The sequence below is a fragment of the Streptomyces griseus subsp. griseus genome, assembly GCF_003610995.1.
Classification (GTDB): Bacteria; Actinomycetota; Actinomycetes; order Streptomycetales; family Streptomycetaceae; genus Streptomyces.
In genome coordinates this window covers 7,001,211-7,021,104 of sequence record NZ_CP032543.1, presented here as the reverse complement: position 1 = coordinate 7,021,104, position 19,894 = coordinate 7,001,211, and the positions used below count along the sequence as shown (strand labels likewise).

General features: G+C 72.9%; 17 protein-coding genes. 6 read left to right on the top strand and 11 right to left on the bottom strand.

Annotated elements, in window-relative coordinates:
• Positions 1-94 precede the first annotated feature (94 nt).
• Positions 95-2,263: a PI-PLC domain-containing protein gene (locus D6270_RS31365; RefSeq protein ID WP_204117179.1), complete on the bottom strand. Its 2,169-nt coding sequence runs from the start codon at positions 2,261-2,263 to the stop codon at positions 95-97.
• A gap of 118 nt (positions 2,264-2,381) precedes the next feature.
• On the opposite strand from D6270_RS31365, the gene D6270_RS31360 reads away from it, so the two are divergent.
• Positions 2,382-3,269, top strand: a complete 888-nt coding sequence (locus tag D6270_RS31360) for a glycosyltransferase family 2 protein (protein ID WP_109162339.1) — start codon at positions 2,382-2,384, stop codon at positions 3,267-3,269.
• 20 nt (positions 3,270-3,289) lie between these two features.
• Here the strand turns inward: D6270_RS31360 and D6270_RS31355 are convergent, their stop codons facing one another.
• Positions 3,290-4,474: an MraY family glycosyltransferase gene (locus D6270_RS31355; protein ID WP_109162340.1), complete on the bottom strand. Its 1,185-nt coding sequence runs from the start codon at positions 4,472-4,474 to the stop codon at positions 3,290-3,292.
• A 243-nt stretch (positions 4,475-4,717) separates the two neighbouring features.
• On the bottom strand, positions 4,718-6,298 hold the full coding sequence (locus D6270_RS31350; RefSeq protein ID WP_109162341.1) for an amidohydrolase: 1,581 nt from the start codon (positions 6,296-6,298) through the stop codon (positions 4,718-4,720).
• A 213-nt stretch (positions 6,299-6,511) separates the two neighbouring features.
• Here D6270_RS31350 and D6270_RS31345 point away from each other — a divergent pair, with 213 nt between their 5' ends.
• Complete coding sequence (locus D6270_RS31345; RefSeq protein WP_109162342.1) at positions 6,512-7,456, top strand: methionyl-tRNA formyltransferase; 945 nt, start codon at positions 6,512-6,514, stop codon at positions 7,454-7,456.
• 18 nt (positions 7,457-7,474) lie between these two features.
• Positions 7,475-8,287: a dimethylargininase gene (ddaH, locus tag D6270_RS31340; RefSeq protein WP_109162343.1), complete on the top strand. Its 813-nt coding sequence runs from the start codon at positions 7,475-7,477 to the stop codon at positions 8,285-8,287.
• A 160-nt stretch (positions 8,288-8,447) separates the two neighbouring features.
• Here ddaH and D6270_RS31335 read toward each other — a convergent pair whose 3' ends face one another.
• Both D6270_RS31335 and D6270_RS31330 read right to left on the bottom strand, forming a co-directional pair.
• Positions 8,448-9,335 (bottom strand): SDR family NAD(P)-dependent oxidoreductase, encoded by an 888-nt coding sequence (locus tag D6270_RS31335; RefSeq protein WP_109162344.1) that lies wholly within the window; start codon positions 9,333-9,335, stop codon positions 8,448-8,450.
• Between the two features lie 126 nt (positions 9,336-9,461).
• A complete protein-coding gene (locus tag D6270_RS31330) occupies positions 9,462-10,028 on the bottom strand; it encodes a TetR/AcrR family transcriptional regulator (protein ID WP_109162345.1) in 567 nt (188 codons plus the stop codon).
• Between the two features lie 103 nt (positions 10,029-10,131).
• Here D6270_RS31330 and D6270_RS31325 point away from each other — a divergent pair, with 103 nt between their 5' ends.
• On the top strand, positions 10,132-10,512 hold the full coding sequence (locus D6270_RS31325) for a VOC family protein (protein ID WP_225977004.1): 381 nt from the start codon (positions 10,132-10,134) through the stop codon (positions 10,510-10,512).
• A 140-nt stretch (positions 10,513-10,652) separates the two neighbouring features.
• On the opposite strand, the gene D6270_RS31320 is transcribed toward D6270_RS31325, so the two are convergent.
• Positions 10,653-11,849: an FAD-dependent oxidoreductase gene (locus tag D6270_RS31320; RefSeq protein WP_109162347.1), complete on the bottom strand. Its 1,197-nt coding sequence runs from the start codon at positions 11,847-11,849 to the stop codon at positions 10,653-10,655.
• Positions 11,850-12,219: 370 nt separating this feature from the next.
• Between D6270_RS31320 and D6270_RS31315 the strand changes: the two genes are divergently transcribed.
• Entirely contained in the window at positions 12,220-12,729 is a 510-nt protein-coding gene (locus D6270_RS31315; RefSeq protein WP_225977003.1) for a helix-turn-helix domain-containing protein, read from the top strand.
• A gap of 71 nt (positions 12,730-12,800) precedes the next feature.
• Here D6270_RS31315 and D6270_RS31310 read toward each other — a convergent pair whose 3' ends face one another.
• From D6270_RS31310 to D6270_RS31295, 4 genes are all read right to left on the bottom strand, one after another.
• Positions 12,801-13,520, bottom strand: coding sequence for a tryptophan 2,3-dioxygenase family protein (locus tag D6270_RS31310; RefSeq protein WP_109162349.1), 720 nt, complete (start codon positions 13,518-13,520; stop codon positions 12,801-12,803).
• Positions 13,517-14,758, bottom strand: a complete 1,242-nt coding sequence (locus D6270_RS31305) for a pyridoxal phosphate-dependent aminotransferase (protein ID WP_109162350.1) — start codon at positions 14,756-14,758, stop codon at positions 13,517-13,519. Before D6270_RS31305 ends, D6270_RS31310 begins: the two co-directional genes overlap by 4 nt.
• 73 nt (positions 14,759-14,831) lie before the next feature.
• Positions 14,832-15,590 (bottom strand): SDR family NAD(P)-dependent oxidoreductase, encoded by a 759-nt coding sequence (locus tag D6270_RS31300; RefSeq protein WP_109162351.1) that lies wholly within the window; start codon positions 15,588-15,590, stop codon positions 14,832-14,834.
• A complete protein-coding gene (locus D6270_RS31295; protein WP_225977002.1) occupies positions 15,583-16,344 on the bottom strand; it encodes a thioesterase II family protein in 762 nt (253 codons plus the stop codon). The genes D6270_RS31300 and D6270_RS31295 overlap by 8 nt, the downstream gene beginning before the upstream one ends.
• A 204-nt stretch (positions 16,345-16,548) precedes the next feature.
• Between D6270_RS31295 and D6270_RS31290 the strand changes: the two genes are divergently transcribed.
• On the top strand, positions 16,549-17,790 hold the full coding sequence (locus tag D6270_RS31290) for a cytochrome P450 (protein ID WP_109162352.1): 1,242 nt from the start codon (positions 16,549-16,551) through the stop codon (positions 17,788-17,790).
• Positions 17,791-17,827: 37 nt separating this feature from the next.
• Here D6270_RS31290 and D6270_RS31285 read toward each other — a convergent pair whose 3' ends face one another.
• Positions 17,828-19,786, bottom strand: coding sequence for an amino acid adenylation domain-containing protein (locus D6270_RS31285; RefSeq protein WP_109162353.1), 1,959 nt, complete (start codon positions 19,784-19,786; stop codon positions 17,828-17,830).
• Positions 19,787-19,894 lie beyond the last annotated feature (108 nt).

Sequence of the window (19,894 nt, the reverse complement as noted above, 5' to 3'; positions counted from 1 at the left end):
GGTCGGGAGCCACTGGGGGGTCAGCCTCTCATGAGCCTCCGACAGCCGCCTCAGGGTTCGGCCGGGAGCGCGTTCCGGCCAGGCTGAGGCGGGGTCAGCGGTCCTTCTGCGTACGGCGTCTGTTCAGCTCCTCCACCGCGCCGAGCGCGTCGCCGACGGTCGTGTAGTCGACGGCGACGAAGTTCACCGGGCTGCCGCGCTCCGCCTCGCACTCCCGGGCCCGCTCCAGCAGCCAGTCACGGGAGTTGATCCGGCCCGCGTCCGGCCGGCTGCCGCCGCCGTTCGTGACGAAGTGGTTGAGCAGGAAGAGGCGTTTGCCGGTGCCGCCGCGGTTCGGTGCGCAGCTCATCTCGGCGGGGCTGCGGAAGGCGAACGGGGTCTCCATGCCGTACCGGTAGAAGTTGCGGTACCAGGGCGCCGGGCCGTCCGCCTTCTCCGCGAACACCACCAGCCGGCGGCCGCTGTCGATCATCTCCTCCAGCGTCGGCCACGGCTCCTCGGGGTCCTCGGACGGGGTGTGCAGCAACTCCCCGAGCCCCGCCCGGCGGAACGCCTCGGCGGTCTCCTCGGCGCCGATGTCGTCCTGGACGATCAGCGTCACGATCTCGGTGGGGTGGGCGCGCAGCCAGGCGCCGATGTCCTCCAGTGCGGGGCCCAGTTCGATCGCGCCGGCCCGGCAGACGCTGTGGCAGAGCCAGAGGCCCTCGCGCGGCGGGTTGGCCTTGTCGATCGCGGCGGAGATCAGCCGGCGCTGTTCGGGGGTGAACTCGGGGTTGTCCAGTCGGGCGGCGATGTCCTGCGGGCTCTCCCAGTGGTACGTGTCCAGCATGAGCGCCCGCACACCGGTGTTGAGCTGGGTGGTGATGTCGGGGTCCTGGAGGGGGCCGATGAACCGGTCGGCGGTGGTGGACATGGCGTTGTGGGCCGTGAGGTGGGCGACCTCGTCGTAGCGGAGTTCGCAGAGTTCGGCGCTGCCCTGGCAGCGGCGGGGCGCGGACGGGCCGAGTACGGGCGGGACGAGCAGGGCGCCGGCCAGTGCGGCGCAGGTGACGCCCGCGGCCACGCCGCGTACGGCGGTGGGTGTGGGCAGGGTGCGCGGGCGGATCAGGACGGCCCAGCCGGTGGCGGTGAGGAGGGCCCCGCCGACGAGAGCCGTGAGGGCGGCGGTCAGTCCGGTGGCCACCGCCTGGTCCACGGCGTTGCGCTGGAGGTCCCCGGCGAGGGCGGTGACGCTCGGCGGCCAGGAGGCCGGGAGGGTGAGGAAGCGGCCCCCCGTGGCCCACCGGGTCAGCAGGACGGCCGCCGCCGTGAGGATGCCGCCGCAGGCGACGGCCTGTCCCAGCACCATCAGCCGCCGGGCGGAGGCGCGGGGGCCGGTGGCCCAGAGCACCGCGAGGGAGGTCAGCGCCAGCGCGGTGGCGAGGATCTGGAGGTACGTCAGCCACTGGACCCGCTCGCGCGCCTGCTCCAGGGCGTCGAGGTCGTTGCCCGCGGCCGTCAGGGTCGCGGTGAGGTCCCACGTACCGCCCCGGAGTGTGGTGCGCAGGCCGGCGGCGGCGGTCCGTGACCCGTCGGCGAGTGCGGCGGCCGCGGTCGTCGCCAGGGCGGACGATACGTCGCCCCGCCGCAGGGACACTTCGATGTCGGGGCGCAGCTCCGTCCGGTCCCGCTCGGGCACCAGCCTCAGCAGGACATCGGTGGCGCGGGCCGCCTGGCCGTCGGTGAGCGGCAGGGCGGGCAGGGTGGGCGCGCGGCCTTCCCTGAGGGCTTCGAGGGCGGTGGTGAGGTCGTCGGTGAACCGGGCGAAGTCCGGTTCGTCCTGGTCCTGGAGGCTGGCGACCAGGTCGCCGAAGTAGATCCGGGCCAGGTCGGCCAGATTCTGCAGCACCGGGTCGATGTCCACGTTCAGCCGCAGTTCGTCGGTGTCGCCGCGCAGGTGGTCGGTGAGGGCGAGGATCTGCTGGTCGGTCAGGGAGCGGACCGTCTCCGGGGGCAGGACGACCTTGATGTTGGAGGTCACCAGCGCCTCGGGCACGGGCAGGTGGGCGAGGAGGTCGCGGGTGACCGGGGCGATCGCCGGGTCGACGAGCACCTCGCTGTAGAGCCGGTCGTACGCCGACTCCTCGTCCAGGACCGACCGGTAGTAGCCCGGCGACAGGACGGTGGCGCGGACCGTCGAGGTGAGCGCCACCGTCAGCACGCTGAGCGCGGCCAGCACGAACGCCACCACGCGCACCGTCCGCCTGGCCCGGCCCGGGGACATGAGGCCGGGCTGCGGGGGAAGCGGGTACTCCATCGGTGCGGCGATCACTCACTCAGCCTATGCGGATTATCGGCTTTTATGCATGAATGATGAGATTCATGTAGTGAGGAGCTCCGCCGTGCACTCCGTCCACCTGGCCGTACTGATGACGAGTCACAACAGGCGCGCGCGGACCCTGTCGGCGCTGAACGCCCTGGCGTACCAGCAGGGCCTTCCGGCCCACGCCACGATGGGCGTGCACCTGGTGGACACGGGCTCCACCGACGGCACCCCGCAGGCCGTCCGCCTCCACCATCCGGCCGTCGAGGTCATGTCGGTGGGCGCGGACGTCCCCCGTAACCAGGCGTTGCGCATCGCCAGCCGCAACAGCCGCAGCGGCGGAGGCGGCGGTGGCTCGCACAGCGGCAGGCCGGGCGGCCCGAGCCACCGGTGGACGCACCAGCTGTGGCTGGACGACGGGGTGGAGCTCTTCCCGGACGCCCTCGCCGGGCTCCTGGGCGCGGCGGACGCGGTCGGGGCGGGGGCGGTGGTCGTGGGGGCGGTCCGGGGCGCGGACGGGTCCACGGTGTACTCGGGGCGGCGCGGCCGGTCCCTGACGCTGGTGGAGCCGGGCGGCGAGCGGCCCGAGCCGTGCGACACGTACGACGGCCGGGTGGTGCTGCTCCCCCGGGCCGCGTACGACGTGGTCGGGGACCTGGACAAGGTCTTCCCACACCGGATGGGCGACTACGACCACGGTTTCCGCGCCCGGCGCGCCGGGGTCCCCGCCTTCGTCGCCCCCTCGCCCGTCGGCGTATGCGCGCGGGGGCCGGACTCCCCCGGCTCCAGGGAGCCGGGGATCGGGGTGCGGGAGGCGCTGCGGCGGGTCACCTCCGTGGCCGAGCTGCCACCGCAGCAGTGGTGGGTGTACTGCCTGCGCCACACCTGGCCGTGGGCGCCGTTCCTGATGGTGTCCCCGTACGCGCGGACGGCGGCGCGGGCCACGCTGGGGCGGTGGCGGGGGTGAGGGGAACCACCGCCTCCGGGTCAGCTCCTGTCGGCGGTGAGGCCGACGGCGGGGCGGCCGGTGGGCGGCGGGGGCACGGTGGGGCGGCCGGTCGCGGTCCTGGCGGCGTCGGCGCCCCTCGGAGCGGTGCCCGCAGGTGCGGGTGACGTGGGTGGTGCGGGAGGTGTGCGCGGGGCGGCGGTGGCCGGACGGCGGGTGGCGGTGCCCGGCGGGGCCACGTACGCCGGGATCCTGAGCAGGGCGAGGACGGCCAGGGCACTGCCCGCGAGCGGTACGAGGGCGAAGGCGGGGTGCAGCACGCCCGCGTACACCAGCGTGCCGACCGCCACCGCCACGGCCGCCCACAGGCCGAGGAGGACAGCCGTCCCCGGCACGGTGACGCGGAGGCGGCGCAGGCGGTGCGTGATGTGGTCGCCGCAGTCCTGGAGCAGGGGGCGTGAGACGCGACGCCGCGAGATCAGGACGAGGGCGGCGTCGGCGAGGGCGACGGCGGCCAGGACGGGCAGCGCGACCACGGATGCGCGTTCCGACGGGGCCGCCACATGGATCAACGCGCCCGAGGACGACAGGGCGAAGCCGGTGAAGAGCGAGCCGCACGCACCGGGGCGGATGCGTGCGGGGTGCCAGTTGTGGAGCAGGAAACCGATGAGCCCGGCGAGCAGGACGGCGGGGAGCAGGGCGAGTTCCGCGCGGCCCTCGACGGCCGCGCAGGCGAGCAGCCCGGCCGCGGTGACGGCACCGACGGTGGCCAGGACCCCGTCGGAGGTGTCGAGAAGGGCGAAGGCCTGGGTGGCGAGGACGATCCAGATCACGGCCAGGACGCCCGCCACCGGCGAGAACCCGGCGAGGCACACGGCGAGCGTGGCGGCACCCGTCTGGACCGCCGCCCGCAGGGGCACCCCGAGCGGCCGCACATCGTGGACGAGCCCCAGGGCGGCAACGATCCCGGCCCCGGCCAGCAGTCCGGTGACGGCCCGTCCGCCGTCGCCCGCCGCGCCGAGTGCCGAGCCGGCGGCGGCAGCCGTACCGACGCCGAGGACGACCGTGGCGCCGCCCAGTCTGCGCACCACCCCGGCGCGCGAGGGGCGCGCGCCCGGCTCGCGGCCGGTGCCGGAGCGGAGCGCCGTACGGCGGACGCCCTTGGCGAGTACGACCGTGATGAACAGCGCGGCCACACCGGGGGCGATGATCCCAAGCACGTTCACCTGCCCTGCCTTTCCTCGTTCGTGAACAGCGGCGCGCGGGGCGCCGGGCGACCGGTGGAACGCGGCGGCCCGGCGCTCGTCCGGTCGCGGTGTCGGGGTGACGTGGGACGCCAGTCGAGTGGCGGTTCTCCCCAACCTACGGGGCCGATGTCCATATTCACCCTGAATAACACGAAAAAGGTGTCGATTCCCTGATCTCCCGGCCGGGAGGGGCGGAGGGACGCGCTCCTCCGCCCGCGCACTTCAGGCGCGCGGAACCCCGCGGGTGTCCCGGCCGTCCACGTACGTCGTCACGATCTCGATGTCACCGATCCGCGCGGGGTCCACCCGGTGCGGATCGTCGCCGAGGACCACCAAGTCGGCGCGCTTGCCCGGGGAGAGGGTGCCCGCCGTGTCCTCCCAGCGGCAGGCGTGGGCACCGGCGACCGTGTATGCGCGGACCGCCTCCGCGACGCCGATCGCCTCGTGAGCACCGATGAGCCGGCCGGACACGGAGGCCCGTTCGACCATGAACTGGATCGCGCGCAGCGGGGAGCCGTCGGTGACGGGCCGGTCGGAGGAGCCGACGAGGGTGACGCCGTGGTCCAGGAACCCCCGGCCCCGGTACATCCAGCCGGACCGCCCCTCCCCCATCACCGTCGCGTAGTCGTCGCCGAAGTAACGCAGGAAGTTGGGCTGGATCACCGCGCTCACCCCGAGCGCGGCGAAGCGGGGCAGCTGGTCGGGGCGGATCAGTCCGGCGTGTTCGATGCGGTGGCGGGCGTCGGGCCGGGGCTTCAGCTTCTGGGCCTGCTCCAGGGCGTCCAGGGCGAGGTCGGCGGCGCGGTCCCCGATGGCGTGGACGGCGAGCTGCCAGCCTGCGAGGTGGCCGTCGACGATGAGGCGGGTGAGGCGGTCGGGGTCGTCCTGGAGCCGGCCCGTGTCGTCCGTTCCCTCGTACGGGGAGGTGAGCGCGGCCGTGCGCGCCATCATGCCGCCGTCGGTGTAGATCTTCAGGGCGCCCAGGGAGAGCCAGTCGTCGCCGAATCCGGTGCGCACCCCGAGGTCCAGGGCCTGGGTGAAGCCGTCGGCGGCGTGGGCCGCTCGCGTACGCAGGGTGTCCCCGGAGGCCATCAGCTGCACGCGCAGCGGCAGTCGGCCCCGGTCGCGGAGAAGTTGGTAGGCCCCGAGTTCGACGGGGCTGTGGCCCAGCAGCCCGCCGCCGATGCCCGCCTCGGCGCAGGCGGTGATCCCCTCGGCGAGGCAGGCCCGGGCGGCGTGTTCGATGGCGTCGGCCAGTTCCTCCTGGGAGTACGGCAGCCGCAGCCGTCGGGCGGCGGTCATGGCGTTCTCGGCGAGGAAGCCCTCCTCGTGCTCCACCTCGGCCGGCAGAAGCTCCAGGACGGCGGTGTTGACGACGCAGGCGTGTCCGGAGTCGTGCATCAGGAGGACCTTGCGGCCATGGCTGACCCGGTCCAGTTCGGCGGCGGTCAGATGGCGGCCCAGGGCCCGCTGGTCGTAACCGGCGAGATCCAGCCAAGCGCCGGGAGGTGCGGGACGGCGGGCGGCCTCGTCCACGACGGCGAGGATGTCCTCGATCCGCGCGCACGGGGCGATGCTCGGCGTACGGGCCTTCAACCCGGCCCACGCCAGGTGGACATGGCTGTCGATGAAGCCGGGCAGCACGGTCGCGCCCTGGAGGTCGACCACCTCGCGGGCCGGGAGGGCGGTCACGGCCTCGTCCACGCCCACGATCCGGCCGCGCCAGATGCCCAGATCGCGGGCGACCGGACGGTGCGGGTCCATCGTGAGGACGCGGGCGTTCGTCAGCCTCGTACAGAGCATGGGAGGTCCCTCCCCGTCGCGGTCGGACCCACGGCGCACGGCCGGAGAGCGGGCCGGGCCAAGCTAACCCGCCCGCTCCGGCCTGTCGACGCCAGGGTGTTCTTCCAGCCGCAATGGGCTGTCAACCTCTCGGTGAATCATGGCACGTTGTGCTCTTAGGTAAGCCTTGCTTTACTGGGTCGCCGGTCATCGCACTACCAAGGAGGCACCTTCATGCGGGTCGTCATGTTCGGTTACCAGACCTGGGGGCATCGCACCCTGCAAGCGCTGCTGGACTCCGAGCACGACGTGGTGACGGTCGTGACGCACCCGAGAAGCGAGCACGCCTACGAGAAGATCTGGAGCGACTCGGTGGCCGACCTCGCGGAGAAGCACGGGATACCCGTGATCATCCGCAACCGGCCGGACGGCGAACTGGTGGACCGCCTCAAGGAGGTGGCCCCGGACATCATCATCGCCAACAACTGGCGCACGTGGATGCCGCCGGAGATCTACAACCTGCCGGTCCACGGCACGCTCAACATCCACGACTCCCTGCTGCCCGCGTACGCGGGCTTCTCGCCGCTGATCTGGGCGCTCGTCAACGGCGAGCCGGAAGTCGGCGTCACCGCCCATCTGATGGACGAGGAACTGGACGCGGGCGACATCGTCGTCCAGCGGTCGGTCACCGTCGGACCGACGGACACGGCCACCGACCTCTTCCACCGGACGGTCGACCTCATCGCCCCGGTCACCACCGAGGCGCTGGGGCTGATCGCTTCGGGGCAGACCGAGTTCACCCCGCAGGACCGCTCCAAGGCCAGCTTCTTCCACAAGCGGGCCGAGGAGGACATCCGTATCGACTGGAGCTGGCCCGCCGAGGACCTGGAGCGTCTGATCCGCGCCCAGTCCGCTCCCTACCCGAGCGCCTTCACCTTCCACAAGGGGCAGCGGCTCGAAGTCGTCTCCGCTGTCGTGTCCGAGGGCCGCTACGGCGGCACCCCGGGCCGGATCTTCTACCGCGAGGGCGACGGCGTCGTGATCGTCGCCGGAGCCGATGCCCGAACCGGCCGCAACCACGGTCTGGCCATCACCCGCGTACGGACCGGGGACGGCCGCGAACTTCCCGCGACCGAGCACTTCACCTCGATGGGCGGCTATCTCACCGGCCGCCCCTGACGATCGGGACCCTCACCCATGCGTACCGCACGTGCCCGGCACTACCTCATGTGCCGGCCCACCTACTTCGACGTGGTCTACTCCATCAACCCGTGGATGGACCCGAAGAAGCCTGTCGACACTCCACTGGCCATCGCCCAGTGGGAGCGACTGCGCGAGGTCTACCTGAGCCTCGGGCACACCGTCGACACCATCGAACCCGTCCGCGGTCTCCCCGACATGGTCTTCGCCGCCAACGGCGCCACGGTCGTCGACGGGCGGGCCCTCGTGGCGCGCTTCCGCGACGCCGAACGGATCGCCGAGGGGCCCGCGTACCACGACTGGCTGCGCGACAACGGCTTCCCCGACCTGCGCACCGCGAGCGTCGTCAACGAAGGGGAGGGCGACTATCTGCTGGTGGGCGATCTCCTGCTCGCCGGGACCGGGTTCCGCAGCGATCCCCGCTCCCACGACGAGGCCCAGGAGTTCTTCGGCCGGCCCGTGATCGGGCTGACCCTGGTGGACCCCGACTACTACCACCTGGACACCGCCCTCACAGTGCTGGACGAGAGGACGATCGCCTACTATCCGGGGGCCTTCTCCCCCGGCAGCCTCGCGGTCCTGCAACGCCTCTTCCCGGACGCGGTCCTCGCCTCGGCCGAGGACGCGGCGGTGTTCGGGCTCAACGCCACGTCCGACGGGCTGAACGTGGTCCTGCCGCAGAACGCCACGGGGCTCGTGGAGCAACTCCGCGACCGCGGCTTCCGCCCGGTCGGGGTGGACCTGTCCGAACTCCTCAAAGCGGGCGGCAGCGTGAAGTGCTGCACGCTGGAGCTCCGGCCGGCGCGCTGATCCGCCGCTCCCGACGCGCCCCCGCCCGGGCCGACCACCTGGGCGGGGGCGCTGCTCACCCGCCGGGGAGGCCAGGCCTGGTGACGGTCGCTCGGGTGCCGTCGACCGCGCCGTGGTCGCGTACCGCACTGCACGACCGCGCCACCGCGATCGCCGCCCGCTACGGGGCGTCCGCCTGAGCGAGGGGCGCCAGCCGCCGGCTGAGCCGGAGTACGTTCTCGACGGTCCGGGGGTCGTCGGCGCCGCGGAAGAGGGGTACGGGCCGGGCCTCGGGTCCGACGAGGAGGCCGGTACGCCCGTCGAGGGAGGCATCGGTGGCGGCGAAGACGGAGGACCGGGCGGCCACGGACGCAGGTCCGGCGGTGCCGCGTTCGAAGGCGCGGCGGACCAGCGGCCAGAGCAGGCGCAGCGGCGGGGAGACGATCTTCGGCGACGTCATGGTGCCGTCGGTCATGTCGGTGGCCGCTCCCCCGGGGTCGGCCGCGAAGACCGTCACACCGGTGTCGCGGAGGCGTTCGGCCAGATGCACGGTGTAGGCGAGGTTGGCGAGCTTGGCCCGGCCGTACCAGTGGAAGCCGTAGTAACCGCCCGGGGGTTCCACCGCGTCGAAGGTGCGCTTGGCGCTCCTGATCGCGGCGGAGGAGACGTTGACGATCCGGCTGGGCGCGTCGGCCCGGAGCCGGTCGAGGAGCGACTCGGTCAGCAGGTACGGCGAGAGGTGGTTCACGGCGAACGACGCCTCGACGCCGTCGACGTTCCGCTGCCGTTCGGCGAACATCGCGCCGACGTTGTTGACCAGCACCCCGAGCGGTCCTTCGGCGGCCAACCGCGCTGCCAGTGAACGGACTTCGGTGAGGGATGCCAGGTCGGCGGCGACGAATCGCGGTGTGCCTCCGTCCGCGGCCGCCGCGATCTCCTCGACCGCCCTCGCGCCTCGTCCGGCGTCGCGGCCGACCACCGTGACGGCGTAACCGTGCCGCGCGAGCCCCTTCGCGGTCTCCAGTCCGATGCCCCCGGTACCTGCCGTCACGATCGCCCGTCGGCTCATGGCCACCCCTCCACCCACCCTTAAAACGGATGACTATCCGTTTCGATGAGGGCACGCTAGCACGAACGGATGACTATCCGTTTAGCCCGGAGGGATTGAGGCCCTGGGAACGGGGACCCGCCGACGTCAGCGCGGAGGGCGCAGGCCCTCCAGCAGGATGTCCAGGTAGAGGTCCCTGACCTCGCTGCCTCCGGAGCGCACCGCGTGTCCCACGCCGCACAGCAGGCGGCGCACATCATCGGCCTCGACGGAGCTGCGGACCGCACCGGCCAGGCGGACGCCGTCCAGCAGCTCCGTGACCGCCCGGTCGAGTTGGGCCTTCAGGTCCGACGTCCGCGCTCCGGCCTCGCCAGCGGACTCCAGCACGGCCGCGAAGTCGGGGTCGTCCAGCATCCGGTCGAGGGCGAAGCACAGCAGCCGGCGCAGGCCGGTGAGCGGGTCCTCGGCGGCGGCCTTCGCCTCCTCGACCAGCTCCTCGAAGCGCTCCGCCGAGAGCGCCTCCAGCAGGGCGTGGCGGTTGGGGAAGTGCCGGTAGACCGTCCCCACGCCCACGCCGACGAGCCGGGCGATGGCGTTCAGCTGGAGCGAGTTGTCACCGGCGGCCAGCTGTTCGCGGGCGGCCCGGAGGATCCGGGCGCGGTTCCGGGCCGCATCGGCCCTCAGCTCCCTCTCCTGTCCCGCTCCCGGTGTCATCCGGACAGCATAGGCAGGCGGGCAGGGACAGGCGTCCGCCGCACCTGACGCAAACTGTCCGAATCACCATGGGCCGCCGCGACCGGGGTAATAGAGTCGGCCCATGAGTCTGACGCCACGTTTGATCGTCCCGGACCCCGACACAGCCTCGACCTACTACCAGAAGGCCATGGGCGCCGAAGAGGTGTTCCGCGCGCAGGACGACAGCGGTCGGGTGATGGTCGTCGTCCTCCAGATCGGCGGCTCCCCCCTCACCCTGTCCCCGGCGGTGACGGAGTGGGGCTGGCTCTCCCCCGAGGACGTGGGCGGCTCGCCGGTGCTCCTGGAGGCGGAGTTCACCGACCAGGACGCCGTCGCCGAACGGATGGTCGCCGGGGGCGGCACCGTGGTCGTCCCCGTCGAGAACCGCCCGTACGGCAAGCGGGAGGGGCGCCTCCGCGACCCCTTCGGCCACCTGTGGATCATCACCGGCGAGCTGCGCTGACCCACTGACCCCGGCGGTCGGCGACCGCCGCCAGCCCGACAGGGCCTCCTGCACCGCCCGGCGGAGCACCTTCGCGGCGGCAGGAGGCCCTTTCACGTCTTGTCCGTCCTCACGTCCCGGTCGCGTACGCCCTCACCGTCTCACCGGGCCTGCGCGGGCCATGGCGAGGGCCGGTAGGAGTAGGCCTCGGTCCCCTTGCGTACGCCCTGTTTGATGGCGATCGGCAGCATCAGGTCCCGTATCGTGCGGGCGGCCCAGTGGCTGGGGGTCATCACCGCGCCCGTCTGGCGGGCCTGCTTGGCCATCGCGGCGATCCGGTCGCGGCGTGACTCCTCGAAGGCCCGGAACGCCCCTGGCGCGGTGCGGTGTTCGTGCAGGACCAGGGCCAGTTCGTAGGCGTCCTCCATCCCGAGAGCGGCGCCCGCCCCCAGGTGCGGGGCCACCGCGTGCGCGGCGTCGCCCAGTACGGCGGCGCTGCCCCGGTGCCAGGTCCCCAGGGGCGGCACCTCGTAGACCGGCCACCGGCCGACCGGCCCTGTGGAGGCGGTCAGGATCCGCCGGATCACCCCGGGGTCCGGGCGGTGCCGCTCGGCCAGGGCGGCCACCCACTCCGCATCGTCGATCTCGGCCAGTTCGGCGAAGCCGCGCTCGCGGGTCTCCTGGTGGTTCTCGAACCAGCACACGACGCCGGGCTCCACCACCTGGTAGCCGAAGAAGCCGCGCAGTCCGAAGACCATGTGGAACTGGCCGTCGACGGGCAGCTCCCCGGTGCCGATCTCCGACCTGCCCCCGGAGCCGACCACTTTGGTGTAGTCGGCCCCCGGCGCGTCGGGGATCAGCAGCCCACGGGTGGCGGAGTGCACCCCGTCGCAGCCGAGCACGATGTCGGCCTCCGCCTCCGTGCCGTCCTCGAAGCCGATCCGCCAGTGGTCCTCACCGTTCCCGTCCAGCGCGACGAGGCGCTTGTCGCAGTGCAGTTTCGCCCCGGCGTCGGTCGCCGCCTCGCGCAGGGCGCCGCTGAGCTCGCCGCGCATGATGTTGGTCGTCCTCTCCGGATTCCGTGCGAGCTCCCGGCCCTTGTGGTTGGCGAAGGTGATGGATCCGGCCACCGTGCCTTGTTCGAGCACCCGGTCGGCCAGGCCGAGGCGCTCCAGCACGGCGCGCCCGTTCGGGGCGAGGTTGAGGAAGGAGCCGATGTCCTGAACCCGGCGGATGTACGCCTCGTACAGATCCACCTCGAAGCCCAGCCTCACCAGGCAGAAAGCCAGGAGAGGTCCGGTGATGCCGGCACCGACGACGGCGGCTCGTCGGCGCTGTGTGCTGTTCTCGCTCTTCATCGCATGCTCCTGATCATGACCGTGGTCAGCGGTTTCAGATGGTCGGCCCCCGTGGTCCCCCGCGGATCATCCGTAGATCCCCGTACTGAGGTGTCTTGCCGATCAACGGGCCCGCCGCCCGGCCATGTCGTGCTTCTTTCACCCTTTCCCCGGGTGCGCGGGACCCCCGGCGGTGCGGAATCGAGTCCCGCCGTGGCGGAATCCGACCGGCACCGGCCTGGAACCGGGATCCGGCAGGATCTGACGCACGCGGACCGGGGTCGACGTCACGGGGCGCATCGGCATCGAAACCAGGGAGAGAGCGCACTGCGCCGAGGCCACCGGCCTCCGGGTACCAGCTTCCATGTCACGCGATACGGGGGTCACGACCATGGCCATGCTCGCTCACCGACAAGAAGTCAGATTTCTCCGCTGGCCCGTCCAGAGCCACGAACGCGAACGGCTCCGTGAGGCCGGACTGCCCTGCCTGCTGGTGCTGGAGGGCCGGACGGCGCCGCCCGGCGACATCTCTCCCACCGAGGACTGGGTACGTCCTCCGGTGGACCGCCTCGACCTGGCCGCTCGCGTCCACACCCTCCAGCGGCGGACCGGGACCGATTTCGTGCCCGCGCTGGATCCGACCGGGGTCCTCTACTACGGCGGGCACTCGGTGCCGATGTCGGAGGCGCAGAGCGAGATGATGCGATGTTTCCTGGCCGACTTCGGCCATCTGGTCCGCAGGGACCGGCTGAAGGAGGCCCTGAGCCGGATCACCAACGAGGCGGTCACCAGCAACGCCATAGACCTGCACATCATGCGGCTGCGCCAGCGGCTGGACGGTGTCCGTCTGAGCCTGCGCACCGTGTGGGGCCGTGGCTACATCCTGGAGCCCGCCTCCTGAACCACGGTCCCGTACACGGGAGTGTCCGGCCCCTGGCGCCAGGGGCCGGACACTCCCGTGTACGGGAGGATCTACCCGTTCCGCCCCTGGCGGCGCTCGTGCATCTTGCCGCGCAGCTCGTGGAGCTCGGTGAACGGCATCGTGGCCCGGTCCATCAGATACCCGGCACCCGAGGTGCCGGCGGTGCCCCGCTGCTCCCCGATCATCTTGGTCACCAGGCCCACATGGCCGAGCTTCCACTGGAAGTAGCCGTTGCCGACGCGGAGCATCCCCTCGATGACCCGGTGGAGGGAGCCGGCCCCGACCCCGGCTTCGACGATCTCCTCCAGGTCCGCGCCGGTGCGCTCCAGCCCGGTGCGGAAGGCCAGGAACAGCGAGCCCGCGCGCTGGGCGTTGCCCAGCACCCGCTCCAGCTGGTGGGACTGGGTGGACTGGGCGCCGCTGGCCGAGCCGAGGTACCGCCGGAAGTGGGCGAAGTCCTCCAGCGGCAGCCGTTCGAGCGCCATGAGCTGCTCGTGCAGCAGGCGCAGCAGCTCACCGGCCCGGTAGAGCAGGTCGACCGACCGCTCCAGGTCGGCGGTGGTCATCGTCCGGAAGTGGCCCTCGACGGCGGCCAGATCGCCGAGGATCTGTTTCAGCCACAGCTCGCAGGTCTGGTGGCTGACGATGAAGAACTGCTCGGAGAGAACCTTGGTGGGGTCGGTGTCGTCCCCGGCGGTGCGCGGCTCCTGGAGCTGGAGCAGTTCGTCGAGTCTCAGGTAGGCGGCATAGGTCAGCTCGGCCGATGTCACTGCTGCCTCTTCTCGCGGACCAGGCCGACCAGCCGCTCCACCCCGGTGACGAGCTGGTCGCGGTCGACGCAGAACGCGATCCGGACCAGGCCGGAGGCGACCCCGCCGGGACGCAGGGGCTGCATCGCGCCATCATGGCCGAATTCCGGTCGTGCGGAGAATCCGCTGCCGGGGACGACCACGACATCGTGGTCGATCATGAGCTCCGCGGTGAACTCCTCGCCGGTCATACCGGTGGAGGAGATGTCGGCCATGACGTACCAGCCACCGCCGGGCAGCGCGGGCAGCAGCCCTTCGTCGACCAGGCAGGACAGTGCGGCGTCCCGGTTGCCGCGGACGTAGTCGTGGTTGCCGGCGAGGTCACCCGACGCGTCCAGGGCGGCGATCCCGGCGTACTGGACGGGCGCGGAGGGCGCGATGATGTTCGACTCCTGCACCATCCGCATGGTGGTGGCGATCTCCGGCCGCGACACCGCGACGTAACCGAGCCGGTAGCCGGTCATCGCCGGCCCCTTGGAGAAGGTGAAGACGCTGTTGACGAGCCGCTCCCGGGCGGGCCGGTCACGCTCCAGCGCGGCGATCGAGAGGTGGGGGCCGGAGAAGGCGAAGTCCTCGTACGCCTCGTCGCTGATGATCTGCCAGCCGTGCTCGTCGGCGATGTCGTAGAGGGCCCGCTGGAGCGGCAGGCCGGCGACCGCACCGGCGGGGTTCGACGGGGTGTTCAGCAGCAGCAGCCGGGTCGCCGGGGTGGCTACCCGCCGGATCGACTCGGGGTCGGGGGCGAAGTGCTCGTCGAGCCGGTAGAACACCGGGCGGAATCCGGCGAGCAGGGCCTGTTGCAGATGGACGGGCCAGTGGATCTCCGGCAGGAGGATCTCCGCCCCCGGTTCGACGAGGCAGCGCATCAGGGCGACGAGCCCCTGGCACGATCCCGGGGTGACGAAGAGGCGGGAGGGCTCGGTGTCGATGCCGTTGACGACTGCGAGCTTGCCGGCGAGCCGCTCCCGGAGCTCCATGAGCCCCTGTACGTCGATGTAGCGGGCCCGGCCGTCCAGGGCCGCGGCGGCGAATTCCTTGGCCACGGACTCCGGCGGGCCGAAGGCCGGCTCTCCGACGTGCAGCTTGATCAGCCCGGGGTGCTCCCGTTCGCGCTCGTTGGCGATCCGGAAGGACTCGTACAGCCAGGAGGAGGGGATCGACGAGGCCCTGGCGAACCACGGTGGAGCTGTCTGCGTCATCTGATTCATGCCTTTCCGCTGGTGGCAGGACCGGCCGGGACCGGCCGGCGGGTTGGTGCTCCTGGCTGCCGGCTCACGCCGCTCGTCCGCCGTCCACGGACACCAGGGATCCGGTGACCCAGGACGAGGTCTCGGGGTCGATGAGGTGGCACACCCAGGCCGCCACCTCCGAGGCCAGGCCGAAGCGGCCCAGCGGTGTGGCGGCGACGATCCCTTCGCGCAGGGCGTCCGCGCCGTCGCCCGCCGCCATGTCCCACAGGCCGGTGTCGACGGGGCCGGGGAGCACCGCGTTCACCCGGACATCGGGGGCCAGCTCCACCGCCAGCGATCTGGTCAGGGAGTTGAGCGCGGCCTTGCCGGCCCCGTAGTAGGACCTGCCCGGCATCGCCAGGACCCCGCCGACGGAGGAGACGTTGACCACGCAGCCCCGGCTGGTGCGGAGCTGCGGCAGCAGTGCCCGGGTCAGCAGGGCGGGGGCCACCAGGTTGGTGTCCAGCATCGCGCGCAGATCCGTCTCGGTGGCGTCCTCCAGGCGGTCGAAGACGGCGTGCCCGGCGTTGTTGACCAACGCGTCGACCCCGCCGAGGAGTTCGCCGGCGCGATCCGCGATCCGCGCGGCGGCGCCGGGGGCCGTGACGTCGACGGCGTACGGCACCGCCCTGCCCGTACCGTCGGCCCGGGCCTTCGCCGTGACCTCTTCCAGCCGGTCGGCCCGTCGCCCCACCGCGAGCACGTCGGCACCCAGACCGGCCGCGCGGGCGACCACTGCGGCCCCGATGCCCGCGCCGCCGCCGGTGACGACCAGCCGCAGGCCGTCCCATGGACTACTCATGCGTCGTACGACCTCCTTTCGCGTACGCCGGAACTCTCCGTGCCAGGTCCGCCAGCAGGGGGGCGGGGTCGTCGTAGGCGTGGAAGTGCGCTCCGGCCCTGATGCCGACGCTGGCCCTCCCCGTGGTCACCCGGGACCAGTAGCGCCCGGCCCCGGCCGGCACGAGCGGGTCGCCCCGGGCCATGCAGGCGTGCACGTCGCAGCTGAGCGGGACGGGGTCCGGGCAGGCGAGGTAGCGCTCGTGCGCGGCGATGGAGGCGCGCAGCGCGGGGAGCACCAGATCGCGCATCTCCACCTCGGCCGCGATGCCGGGGTCGATGCCGCCCAGGTCGATCAGCCGCTGCCAGAGCTCCTCGTCGGGCAGCAGGTGCTCGTCGCGCGGGGGCCGTGCCGGGTCGCCGGGGGCCCAGGCCGACGAGGCCACGAGCAGCACGACGTCGATACCGGCCGCGGGGCAGCGGCGGGCCACCTCGCACGCGACGGCCGACCCGAAGCTGTGGCCGAAGAGCACCAGGTCCGCCGGTGCCATCCCGGTGAGTGCGGCGACGATCTCGTCGGCGATCGCGCCGACCTCCGTCAGCGGCGGTTCGGCCACCCGGTCGCCGTGTCCGGGGTACTGCGCGGCGCACAGTTCGAGCGCGATGCCGGGGAACACAGCGGGGAGCAGGGGGCGCCAGGCGGTGAAGCCCTCCGCTCGGCCGCCGGAGTGCGGCAGCGCGAGAAGCCGGAGGTCAGGGTGTGGACGGCCCGCCACAGTACGGACAGATCCGCGGTGCACGCCCATGGCCGACCTCCCGTTCGCCGATGCGGACTTGAGCATGGCACCGGCGCGGAGGGCCGCCGCCGAATCCTTCATCATTCATTCAGCGGCCCCTCGGGGGCGGGCGCGAAAGGTGAGGATCGGGGCGACAGTTCACCCCCGTGCAGGCCCGGCGTCCGGGCCGAAAGGAGTCTCCCGGTGGTCTCCTCCGGCAACGCCGCCGTCTCCGGCACTCCGTACGACGACACGTCCGGTGCCGCTCTCGACCTCACCGACCCGGCCGCCTTCATCGAGAACGACCCGCACGCCTACTGGGCCCGGATGCGGAGCGCCGAACCGGTGCGCTGGCACCCGCCGGTGGGCGCCCGCCCGGGCTTCTGGGCGGTGGCCAGGTACGGCGATGTCCAGGACTGCTACAAGGACGCCGCCCGGCTGAGCTCGGCCCGGGGCACGGTGCTGGACGTCCTGCTGCGCGGTGGCGACTCCGCCGGCGGCCGGATGCTGGCGGTGATGGACCGGCCCCGCCACCGCGAGCTGCGCCAGGTGATGCTGCGTTCCTTCTCCCCCCGGGTCCTGGGCCGTGTGGAGGAGGCCGTACGGCAGCGGGCCGATGCCCTGGTCGCCGCCGTCGTCGGCGCGGGCGAGGCCGACGCCGGGCGCGACATCGCCGAGCATCTGCCGCTCAACACCGTGTGCGACCTCCTGGAGCTGCCCGTCACGGACCGGCCCCAGCTGCTCGCCTGGAACAAGCGCGCCCTCTCCTCCGACAGCGTCGAGGAGGACCTCTTCGACGCGCTGGAGGCCCGCAACGAGATCCTGTCCTACTTCGTGGACGTGGTCCGTGAGCGCCGCCGCTCCCACGGCGAGGACGTGATCAGCGTGATCGCCGGTGCCGGCGTCGGGGGCGGGCCGATGAGCGAGGACGACCTCGCGCTCAACTGCTACAGCCTGATCCTCGGCGGCGACGAGTCCACCCGGGTCTCCACGATCGGGGCGCTGCACGCGCTGGGCACGTACGCCGGGGAGTGGCGGCGGCTGCGCGACGGCGAGGTGGAGGTGAGGACCGCGGTGGAGGAGGTGCTGCGCTGGGTGACCCCGGCCATGCACTTCGCCCGTACGGCCACCACCGGTCTGCGGATCGGTCCGGCGGAGGTGGCCGAGGGCGACATCGTCACCCTGTGGAACATCTCCGCCAACAACGACCCGGACGTCTTCGCGGAGCCCCGGCGCTTCGATGCCGGCAGGCGCCACAACCCGCACCTGTCCCTCGGCCACGGGCCGCACTTCTGCCTCGGGGCCTTCCTCGGCCGGCTGGAGCTCGCCGCCGTACTGGACGCGCTGATCCGCCGGGTGCGGCGGATCGAGATCCTGGAGGAGCCGCCCCGGGTCTACTCCAACTTCCTCTTCGGGCACAGCGCGCTGCGGATGCGGCTGGACTGAGCCGCCCCGCCGGCTGCCCGGCGGATGCGGCTGCCCCTCAGCGCGCGGAGAGCAGGCCGCCCAGCTCCGCCATGGTGGGCCGCTCGAAGATGGCCCGTACCGGCAGGGTCATCCCCCAGTCGTCGCGTACGGCCTTGGAGAGCCGCACCGCCAGCACCGAGTGCCCGCCCCGGTCGAAGAAGTTGTCCCCCGGCTCCACCGTGTCCACCTCAAGGACGCGGGCGGCAAGTTCGCAGAGGGCGGCCACCGGGTCGGCCCGGTCCACCGGGCGGGAGGCCGGGACTGCGGCGGGTCCGTCCGGGCGGCGCTCCAGGGCGCGCCGGTCGATCTTTCCGTTGCTGGTCATCGGCAGGGCTGCCGCCACCTCGACGCGGGCGGGCACCATGTGCGCGGGCAACCGCTCGGCGAGCCGCCGCCGCACCCCCTCCGCGAAGCCGTCGGCCGGGTCGGCGGCCGGCACCACGTAGGCGACCAGGCGCGCCGAGTCGACCTCACCGGTGACGACCACCGCGCCGATGCGCACCCCCTCGCAGGCCTCCAGCGCCGCCTCGACCTCGCCCAGTTCCACCCGGAAGCCGCGCAGCTTGACCTGCCGGTCGGCGCGGCCCGTGAAGTACAGCAGGCCGTCCTCGCCCAGGTGGCCGAGATCGCCGGAGCGGTACATCCGGCTGCCGGGCGCGCCGTACGGGTCCGCGACGAAGCGTTCCGCCGTCAGTCCGGGCCGGTGGAGGTAGCCGAGGGCCTCGCCCTCGCCGACGAGATAGAGCTCGCCCTCCTCGCCGGGCGGGCAGGGCTTCAGGGCGGTGTCGAGGACCCGGACCTCGTTGCCGGGCCACGGTTCCCCGATGCTGACCGGTTCGCCCGGCCGGACGGGGCCCGCCATGGTGACCCCCACGGTCATCTCCGTGGGCCCGTACCCGTTGAACATGCGCCGGCCGGGCGCCCACCGTGCCACCAGTGCGGGTGTGCAGGAGTCTCCGGTCGAGAGCACCACCCCGCCGGTCAGCACCCCCTCGGGGTCGGTGGCGGTGAGCGCGACCGGGGGCAGCACGGCGTGGCTGACCTGCCGGTCGATCAGCGTGCGGCGCAGCTCCTCGCCGGGCAGCACCGCGCGGTCGTCGGTGAGCACCAGGGTGGCCCCCGACAGCAGGGCCAGGGTCAGGTCCCAGAAACCGGCGTCGAAGTTGAAGGAGGCCCACTGGAGCACCCGGTCCCCGGGCCCGGCGCCGATCCAGTGCCGCTGCGCCGCCACCAGCCCCGCCAGCCCGGCGTGCGGGATCACCACGCCCTTGGGTGTCCCGGTGGAGCCCGAGGTGTAGATGACGTAGACGGTGTCCTCGGCGCGCAGCGGGCGGCGGCGGTCCGCGTCGGTGACCGGTTCGGCCGGTGGGGAACAGGCGTCCGGGGCGGTGAGGTCGATCGTGTCCAGGCCGGTGACGTCCACCGGCGGCGGCCCGGTGTGCAGCAGGGTCCGCAGCCTCGCGTCGGTGGCCATGTGGCGCAGCAGTTCCGTCGGATAGCCCGGATCGAGGGGTACGTAACCGGCGCCGCTGGTCGCCACCGCGAGGGCCGCCACCACCTGGTCGATGCCCCGGGGGACCGAGATCCCGACGAGGTCGCCGGGGCCGAGACCGGCCGCGAGGAGGCGCCGGGCCAGCCGGTTCACCCGGTCGGCCAGTTCGCCGTAGTCCACGCGGGCGCTCTCGCCCTCCACCGCCGGAAGGTGCGCGTGCCGGGACGCCACCCGCTCGAAGAGGGCGGGAAGGGTGTCTGCCGCGGGCGCGTCGCCGGGGCCGGTCGACGGCCGGGCGTCCGGCCGCACATCGGGCCAGACGCGCTCGACGTAGGCGCCCGCCAGGGCCCGGGTGGTCGCGGGCTGCTCGACCCGCCACCCGGCCGGGGACGGCAGCCGGGCCGGCCACAGCGACCGCTGGCCGAGCGGGTTGCACAGGACCAGGTAGCTCTCGTCGGGCTCTTCGAAGGGGTTGGCCGGCATGGAGCTACCTCCCGTGTGACGGTGCCGCTGGACGGGATCGGGCGCCGTGCGAGGGCGCCGCACGCGACACAGGTGCCCTCACCCTGACCCGGGAGAGCGGCCGGGCCC